The following is a 5,489-nucleotide window of genomic DNA, read 5'->3' on the forward strand; positions in this document are numbered from 1 at the left end:
TTTTACTCAATTTGAAGAAGTAAATTTCTAAACTTTGCATTATAAAAAATTTGCTTCTCTCATATGGCCAACGGCTTCGCCTGTTGCTCAAATAACAAAGTTGGAAGTTATACGTTATCTACAGAACAAATAGCATATAATTTCCTTACAATTAAAAAGTCTATGTTTTAATATATCAATTAAATCATAGACTTGTCTCATTTACACACTTTGTTTAATTTTACTCTTTTCTCATCTAATATTATTAATACTATTTTTCCACTACCCATAATATTGCAGCTGCATGGCGAAATAAATACCTCTTTCAATAGTAAATGCAACTACAAAAACACCAATAGGAATACAAATTAACCAGCTTATTGGACTGTATCTATATTCTGAATATGCCATATTACCTCATTAATCATATGCATATACTATTAGCTCAAATAAAATAAAAAATACTCCTACTACAGTTCTTATAATTTCAACTATATTCATAGTGTAGATTCCCCTATTTTTCTCTTTTGCTGTCTAACTTAATATTAACTACTAATGCAAATGCAATTACCCCATACATTATAAATGTTCTAAAATATTCTCCCAATGCCACATTAGAGAAGAAGTTTTGACCTGCTAAAGGAGATAATACAAATAGTATGTGTAAAATTATAGTTCCATAGAGAGCATTTTTTACAGATGCCCTTTTAATAGATGCTCCTCCCGCAAGTAAAGCTGCACAACTCATTACATCTGTATTTAAATGTTCTGTATATACATTTAATGACCCTATATTTTGCAAATATATAAATTGACCTATGGCTGCCAATACTGTAGAAATTATCATAACTATTATTCTAATTTTATCTACAGATATTCCTAAATTCTCTGATTTTTCCTCGCTAATACCCACTGCCTTTATTTTTTGACCAAGAGGAGTATTCAAAATATAGTAAACTATAAATCCAGTAAAAATCACAACTAGTATTAAGAATATGGATACATTTATTCCTCCTATTTTTATACTACCGAAACTTTCAAAAAACTCCTTATAGCTCCTTAAATCCACCATATTTTTAATACCTATACCTGTACTAAGTGCTATTTTTTCATTATTAATAGGAATTAATGCTCCAAAACCTGCCATGAAAATCAATTGATAAATATAGTTAGCTAAAGCAGCAATAACAATTGATGTTATCATCTCCTTTCCTTTAACCTTATTCATCAATATTCCTAAAACATATCCTATAAACAAGGCTAAAATTATACTAATAATAAAAGCTACTAGTACGCCTATTCCACCTTGCAAATTAAAATTTAAACTAACTAAATACGCCCCTTGAGCTGCCATAGCTCCAAGAGTTATACCAAAATTCAAGCCCATCCCTGCTGCAATCGGAATTACTAATGATAAAACTAAGATACCATTTCTAATAAATCTAACTGCCACTTGTTCCCCAACAAGAATTATACTAACATTTGCTAGATAAAAGCATATTACTATTAAAAACATAAACAACAAAGGAATTCTGCTACTTTCTCTTTTCAAAAAGTTCAAAGATAAGTTATTATTTTTCATTATGTTGTTCTCCTTTCTTGTTTTAAAAATGCATAAAGAATTATTCCATTAGTAATTATCATACGAATAATTTCTGCCATCTCTGGCACCAATAGCTCGTTTGCTATTGGAGTTGATAACAAATAAATACTTTGATATAAAAATGTTCCTAAAATTGCATGAAATAAAGTTGCCTTTTTACCTATACACCCTCCTATTAATATGGAAGATATTGCAGGAAAAGTAAACGATGATGGAGAACCATAAAGTTCTACAAACCCATAACTTTGAGCATAGACTATTATTCCAACGCCTGCAATTATTGTAGATATTACAACTGCTTTAATTCTCGTTTTATCTATATCAACACCTGATAAAGTACAAAAGATTTCATTTTCTCCTACTGCTTCCATAAGCTTACCTTTTCTTGAATTAAAATATAAATACATTAAAATTGCAATAACAGCATAAAACATAATTAGTCCTACTGGTATTTCAATATTATTTACTTTTACTATCCATAAATCATTTAATACTCTGCCAAAATAATTATCTAAACTTATCTTAGGTCTAAGTCCTTTACCTCCTATGGGGTATAGCATCTCTCGATTTGAAAATGGAGCTATAGTCCAGAAAAAGTTCATTATTGGGATAAATGCAAACCCTATAAACATGGCTGCAATATCTTCTTTTCCTTTAACATGATTTAAGATTTTACCATATAATACTCCAAATATTATTGCTATTGGAATAGACACTAATATGGCCATTAAAAATCCTACAAATCCACTTAATCTAAATTGAATAGAAATACACATTCCAAGAAGTCCTGCAATAATACCAATGGGTAAACCAAAATTCATACCTACACCTACATTTATCATAGGGATCATAGCAAGTACCAATACTCCATTCATTACAAATTTTACAAATGATCGACTAAAAAGTTCACTCATCTCCATATTTAATTTATAAGCTATTATAATTAATAAGCATAAAAATCCACTAATTATTATTTGAGGCTTCTTGATTTTCATAATATTCTCCCTCCCCTGTATAAGCTAGAGTAAACTCTTCATCACTGCTGTTTGGAGGTAGTATATTAGATAACCTTCCTTCACATAAAACTGCTACTCTATCACTAATTCTTTTTAATTCTTCTAATTCACTTGAAATTACTACTACTGTCATATTATTTTTTTCATTTATTTCAATTATCATATCTAAGATTTTTTCCTTTGATCCTATATCCACTCCACGAGTAGGTTCTAGAAGAAATAAAATTTTAGGATTCATACATAAAGCTCTGGCTATACAAATCTTTTGTTGATTCCCACCACTTAATTGCCTTACTTCTTGATGTTTATTTACACATTTTATCTCTAATCTTTCTATATAATTTTCAACAGTATCATTAATCTTTTCTTTATCCTTTGTTTTAAATAATCTCATTGATTTCTTTAAAAATTTATTCTTTCCATATAATCCTGAAAAGACTATATTATCTTCTATAGAATGTTCCATAAGCAATCCCATTTTCTTTCTATCATCTGGAATTAAAAATATACCTTTATTAATACTTTCCCTTATATTACTGACATCAATAATTTCATCTTCCATCATTACAGTACCTTCATATGGAAATAATCCCATAATTCCATAGCCTAAGCCAAGTTTACCATGACCAGATAATGATGTAACTCCTAATATTTCACCTTTTTTTATATCTAAATCTATACCTCTTATGTCTTCCCCTGGCATGTTTACAAAGAAATTTTTCATTGTAAGTATACTTTTATTTTCATTTTCTCTTTTTTCTCTTTTTGTTTTTATGACCTCATATCCCATCATAGCGTGTGTCAACTTCTTTAAAGTCATTTCTTCTCTTTTATATTGAGATACCACATGACCATCTCTAAGTACAGTTACTCTATCACAAATTTCCTTTATTTCATGTAGTCTATGTGAGACAAAGATTATTGTCATTCCATTATCAGCCAAGTCTCTCATAACCTTCATAAGCTTTGTGGAGTCTTCTTCATTTAAAACTGCCGTTGGTTCGTCTAAAAATAATATTTTTAATTTATCATTATCTATTTCCCTAGCAATCTCTACAAATTGCATTGCATTTACTGATAAATTTTTTATCAACAGGTCTGCATCTATATTAAATCCAAGTTTTTGCAAAATTACTTTAGCTTCTTTATTATTTTTATTTTTATCTATGTATGCTAAGTTTTTACCTAAAATTTTCTCCGTACTCTTAATTTTATTCTCCCTTGTAAGTTTAATATTTTCTGATACACTCATTTCTGGTAATAAAGTAAACTCTTGATGAATCATTCCCATTCCACATTTTATGGACTTCTGTGGACTATCCATGTTTATACGATTTCCGTCAACAATTATTTCCCCTTCATAGCCACCACTATGTTTTATGACTGAATTACCAAATAAAATATTCATAAAAGTACTTTTCCCAGATCCATTAGGTCCTATAATTCCATGTATTTCTCCTTTTTTTATTTGAAGATTGATATCATGTAAGACTTGTACTTTTCCAAAATATTTATTTAAATTTTTAATTTCCAGTGCAAATTTTTCCACTTATCTTATACCTCTCTATTTCATAAAAAAGAGGTTAACGCAAAATATATTTATAATAAATATCATATTTTGATTAACCTCATTTCTTTTATATTTTAAATTTTAGTAAAGCTTACTTATTATAAATTAGTATGATTTTATTTTTAAAATCTTAATAGAAGATTGATTCCATTAACATTACGAAGTAATTATCGTAAGTTTTTCCATTATCCTCTAATTTAGTATAATCAACTTCTACATCAAATTTTTCTTTAGTTAATTCGTTTAATTTTGTTGCATCTTTATAATCAAAGTCATTTTCTACAACTTCTTTTGCTACTTCAACTGCAAATTCTGGCATATAAACAGTTACTGATATTGGCCATCCTGAAAGTCTTCCTTTCATTCCAGCTGCATCAACTTTTTCACTTATCATTTCATTTATTTTATCAAAGTTAGTTTGATCTTCTTCGCTAATTTCAAGACCTAAAACTGTTGGATAAGCTTGAGTTGGTGTTGGACAACATTGCTCAGCTACTGTATATTTTAATTCTAAAGCTTCTTTTATTATTACATCATACATTGGACAGTTTGAACCAAATATATTAGTATCTTTACCGTATTTTTCTATTTGTCTTGGTATATCTTCTTGTAAAAATTGTTGCATAGCTTCCACACTATCTCCAGTTTGTGGATCTGGAGTTACAACTTCAACAAATTCCATTCCTAACTTTTCACAAGTTTCTTTCATTTTATCTCTTCTAGCAGATATTAATGGCTTAGATAAATGAGTTGGGAATGAGTAGTGAACAAAAGTTTTAGCTCCCATTTTATTTGCTTTTTCAACTATAGTTCTTCCTCTTTCTAACCAGTTTGTATCTAAATTTAAGTCTATATATTCACTCATCATTTCTGGCTCATCAAATATTGGAGCAGTTACTGTGAATATATCTGGATTTTTTTCTTTAATTTGTTGGAATGCAGGAATTAATCCTGATTGACCTGATACAACAACAACAGCTTTCATAAGTGGATCATCTGCTGCTGATACTATTGTGCTTATACAAGTTTCTATCTCTTCTTCAAAGTTTTCTGGTAAAGTTAAATGTTTTACTATTTCTGGATACTTCTTAGCCATTTCTTCCCCGGCACGATACTCATCTTCACTTGTTGATAATGTTGGTGTTACAATTGCTATATGATACTCATCTGTACTAGCATCTCCCCCACCACTTTGTGTACATCCCGTTAAAAATGTTACCATCATTATTGCTGATAATAATACTGATAATAATTTCTTCATTATTTCCCTCCACATAATATATTTCAATCTAATTATATGAAGCATTTCATATAAAGTAAA

General features: G+C 28.9%; 4 protein-coding genes. All 4 read right to left on the bottom strand.

Annotated elements, in window-relative coordinates; all coding sequences use genetic code 11:
* Positions 1 to 493 precede the first annotated feature (493 nt).
* The 4 genes from NSA58_RS15265 to NSA58_RS15280 all read right to left on the bottom strand — a co-directional run bounded on the left by NSA58_RS15265 (position 494) and on the right by NSA58_RS15280 (position 5,429).
* Positions 494 to 1,561 (bottom strand): ABC transporter permease subunit, encoded by a 1,068-nt coding sequence (locus tag NSA58_RS15265; RefSeq protein ID WP_039679328.1) that lies wholly within the window; start codon positions 1,559 to 1,561, stop codon positions 494 to 496.
* On the bottom strand, positions 1,561 to 2,577 hold the full coding sequence (locus NSA58_RS15270) for an ABC transporter permease subunit (RefSeq protein ID WP_039679327.1): 1,017 nt from the start codon (positions 2,575 to 2,577) through the stop codon (positions 1,561 to 1,563). The genes NSA58_RS15265 and NSA58_RS15270 overlap by 1 nt, the downstream gene beginning before the upstream one ends.
* Positions 2,546 to 4,147 carry a sugar ABC transporter ATP-binding protein gene (locus NSA58_RS15275; protein ID WP_074429077.1) on the bottom strand — a complete coding sequence of 534 codons (1,602 nt, stop codon included), beginning with the start codon at positions 4,145 to 4,147 and terminating at the stop codon, positions 2,546 to 2,548. Before NSA58_RS15275 ends, NSA58_RS15270 begins: the two co-directional genes overlap by 32 nt.
* A gap of 151 nt (positions 4,148 to 4,298) precedes the next feature.
* Complete coding sequence (locus NSA58_RS15280; protein WP_039679325.1) at positions 4,299 to 5,429, bottom strand: DUF3798 domain-containing protein; 1,131 nt, start codon at positions 5,427 to 5,429, stop codon at positions 4,299 to 4,301.
* Between the last annotated feature and the right edge of the window lie 60 nt (positions 5,430 to 5,489).

The sequence above is a fragment of the Terrisporobacter muris genome (genome assembly GCF_024621905.1).
Taxonomy (GTDB): Bacteria; Bacillota; Clostridia; order Peptostreptococcales; family Peptostreptococcaceae; genus Terrisporobacter; species Terrisporobacter muris.

What these genes read in the sequence shown, in the direction of transcription:
- NSA58_RS15265 (WP_039679328.1), bottom strand. Translation starts at nt 1,561, where the DNA reads ATGAAAAATAATAACTTATCTTTGAACTTTTTGAAAAGAGAAAGTAGC.
- NSA58_RS15270 (WP_039679327.1), bottom strand. Translation starts at nt 2,577, where the DNA reads ATGAAAATCAAGAAGCCTCAAATAATAATTAGTGGATTTTTATGCTTA.
- NSA58_RS15280 (WP_039679325.1), bottom strand. Translation starts at nt 5,429, where the DNA reads ATGAAGAAATTATTATCAGTATTATTATCAGCAATAATGATGGTAACA.